The organism is Microcoleus sp. LEGE 07076 (assembly GCF_015207455.1).
Taxonomy (GTDB): Bacteria; Cyanobacteriota; Cyanobacteriia; order Cyanobacteriales; family Microcoleaceae; genus Microcoleus.
In genome coordinates this window covers 1-3,043 of record NZ_JADEWV010000387.1, presented here as the reverse complement: position 1 = coordinate 3,043, position 3,043 = coordinate 1, and the positions used below count along the sequence as shown (strand labels likewise).

Genomic DNA, 3,043 nt, shown 5'->3' with positions numbered 1-3,043 from the left:
CTCACTCTCGATTAATTGAAATGTTGGAGTACAAAGCTCGGTTGGCGGGAATCACAGTAATTGTGCAGGAAGAATCCTACACATCCCGCTCCAGTTTTTTAGGTTTAGACCCAATTCCTGTTTATGGAAAAACTGAAAAAGAGCCTGTGTTTACAGGTTTGCGGATTAAGCGGGGTTTGTACAAAACATCGACTGGTCAGCTAATTAATTCTGATGTGAACGGTGCGTACAATATCCTCAGAAAAGCAATCCCAAATGCCTTCAGCGATGGGATAGGGAGCTGCGTAGTTCAGCCAAGGCGGGTTAATCCGCTCAAAGTGAAAGTGAAGGGGGAGGGACTTGAAGCCTCCCATGTCTATAAATGACTATACTTTTACCAGCTATACTTACCCTCGTAGTCAGTATCGCCGCCAAACAAAGGCTGCATATCCAGAGCCATTAAATGCCCGCCCGGGAGCGTCACCAAATCCGCGCCAAAAAACGGCAAATCAAAGTTAAGATGCGGGAAAATCACAAAATTGAAAACTTGCAAGCTGTTGCCGCCTTGGACGTGCGCCGCGCGAATTTGCCGCAGTTTTGGGGATGAAAAAGCATAACTGGTAGTTACTATTTTCTTTGGGTTTTTCCCTTTCCCGACAGTAGCTTCCTTGAGTTCAAACCCTTCGGGAATCGGGTAATACTGTAAGTCTAACCGATTTTTTATCAGAGCGATCGCCGCATCTAAAAAAGGTTGATAAAGAGTCATGTCGATTTTATTTATGAGCTTTTATATTTTAGATTAAACTTGTGGAATCCACAGGTTCGATCGTTCGGACATCTGTTTTTTCTCCGACGTTCGCAGTAAAAAATTCTGTTTTTCTTCCAGCTTAACTTTCAAGAGTAAAGTCTTTACTACAAACTTTTTTGGGAAGCATCCATGTAAACTTAGCGATGTAAATTTAGCAATCAGCGCCCGATCGCGGGGACAGCTAAAGGCACAGCATCTTCAAACAAAAACTCGTAAAGGAATTTTTCAGCTTATTCACGACCAAAATAACTGCTAAACAAGCCCGAAGCCGGGTCTCTGTCTGCGCTGTACTGGTCGTAATCTTTTTGACCAACGATGGGCTGAATATCTTCCGGGTCAGTCAGCGGTTTGGCCTCCGACAGCATTTTCCAGTACAAATCCAAATAGTCTTTATCGGCTGGATATACCCGATTTTCTACTGTTTCGGCATCGGTTTTGGCAACAGCAAGTATTTATAAAAATACTGATTGGCATCATAAAATTTCATTTCTAAATTTTGGGCAAAATCGTCGTACTTGTCGCGGAGCGATTGTAGAGGTTGAACGTATTTTACTATATAAACTTTATCTCTAAATAGCGGCTGAAAGTCGAGAACTACTAAAATTTTCTTCTTACCAAAAGACAAGAGGTCAATTCCCAACAGAGGCAAATCGTATTTGTGATTGGGATAAATCACGCAATTAAAAACTTGAGCTGCTTCACCCGCATTGATGTAAGTGTAGCGGATTTTTCGCAATTGCGGGCATTCGTAACACCAACTGCGGATTGTAGCTGGGGTTTTGCCGCGCTCGCTGACATTGACTTCCAACCCGCAGGGAATCGGGCGACTTTGCAAATCAAACCTTTGAAACAGCTCTTGCTCTAGGTATTCCCGAAAAGGCTGGTACATAGCGAATTAACTCGGATGGCAAAACTAAGAGCGATCGTAAAGGATGCCGATCGCCCCCGTCTCGTTTATTAGAAACAAAGTAACAATCCGTAACATTAAGGCGTGCGACTGGGGCTGCCGCTTCCGTCCGCGGTACGTTCCGTCGGCTGGAACGCCCGTCAGGAGACTGAGTTCAACTTTTCAGCTTCCTCAAAAAGTCTGCCCGCAAAATCTGGATTCTGAGAAATTGCTCGAATTGTGTCGCTGTTGTGGCGATCGTAACTTCAAATTTTTCAAGTGTGGGAAAATTAAATAGTTAAATTGTATTAAAACTGCACAGGGGCATTTCTAATGACACAACAGATCGCGCTTTCGGCACATACCTTACATAACTATCAAGGGATGGGAGTTCCCGAAGCAAGTGTTCCACTGATTTTGCAGCGCGGCGGCGACGAATTGCTGTTGTCAAAAGCAGACGATCGCTTTACAATTCGCCCCTCACCGACAGCATCAATATCGAGCGATTGGGCGGCACAAATCCCGGCAAAACTCAACCGCCGCATCGCCCAAAGCAATCTTGAAGAATATCTGGTTGCGCCCTCTAACCTAGATGCAGCAATGCAAGCAGCCCGCGCCAGCGATAGTGTAGTTTTTGCCAGCCACCTGTATTGTCCCGCCAATAATCCGAGTACATTCTTTTATTTAACAGATCGAATTACAATTCAATTTGGCGAACAAGTAGACGAAACATCGCGAAGTGCGATCGCCAGTTTTGCTGCCTTAAACATCGTCCGGCAAATAGCAGGAATTCCCAACACCTTTCTCTGCGAAGTCACCAAACAAGCAACTGAAAACCCGGTCAAAATTGCCAACCGCCTGACAAGATATCCAGAAGTTCTGATTGCTGAACCCAACATTTTAGTAGAGACTCAGCAATACTACACGCCGCGCGATCCGTTTTATCCCAAACAGTGGTATCTCAATAACCAAGGCGGCAGCGAACTTGTCGGCGGCGCTCAAATTTATGCAGAAGCCGCTTGGGATATAACTCGCGGCGCGCGCGCCATCGTAATTGCCGTCGCTGACGATTCAGTTGACTTGACACACCCAGATTTTCAAGGCCAAGGCAAAATCGTCTCGCCCATCGATTTCAAAGAGGGCGACACTTCCCCGATGCCAGTCGCCGCATCGGACAACCACGGCACAAGTTGCGCCGGTGTCGCCGCTGCCGAAGAAAATGGCAAAGGCATTGTCGGTGTTGCCCCCGGATGCGCCCTGATGCCCATCCGTACTAGCGGTTTTCTCGATGACGATTCTGTCGAAAAAATATTCAATTGGGCGATCGAAAAAGGCGCGGCCGTCATTTCTTGCAGTTGGGGGCCGGGGGC

General features: G+C 46.3%; 3 protein-coding genes and 1 pseudogene. 2 read left to right on the top strand and 2 right to left on the bottom strand.

All coding sequences use genetic code 11. The features are described 5' to 3' along the window. The coding region (locus IQ270_RS29410; RefSeq protein ID WP_193976643.1) for a zinc ribbon domain-containing protein at window positions 1-365 on the top strand (365 nt) is incomplete at its 5' end. Between the two features lie 8 nt (window positions 366-373). On the opposite strand, the gene IQ270_RS29405 is transcribed toward IQ270_RS29410, so the two are convergent. Continuing rightward, entirely contained in the window at window positions 374-745 is a 372-nt protein-coding gene (locus tag IQ270_RS29405; RefSeq protein ID WP_228056814.1) for a hypothetical protein, read from the bottom strand. A 272-nt stretch (window positions 746-1,017) separates the two neighbouring features. Then, window positions 1,018-1,676 (bottom strand): annotated as a pseudogene (locus IQ270_RS29400) (15,16-dihydrobiliverdin:ferredoxin oxidoreductase). 330 nt (window positions 1,677-2,006) lie between these two features. Between IQ270_RS29400 and IQ270_RS29395 the strand changes: the two are divergent. After that, window positions 2,007-3,043, top strand: a 1,037-nt coding sequence (locus tag IQ270_RS29395) for a S8 family serine peptidase (protein WP_193976642.1), incomplete at its 3' end; no start/stop codon positions are given.

Excerpts from the sequence above, each read along its gene's own strand:
- IQ270_RS29405 (WP_228056814.1), bottom strand. The coding sequence starts at position 745 with ATGACTCTTTATCAACCTTTTTTAGATGCGGCGATCGCTCTGATAAAA.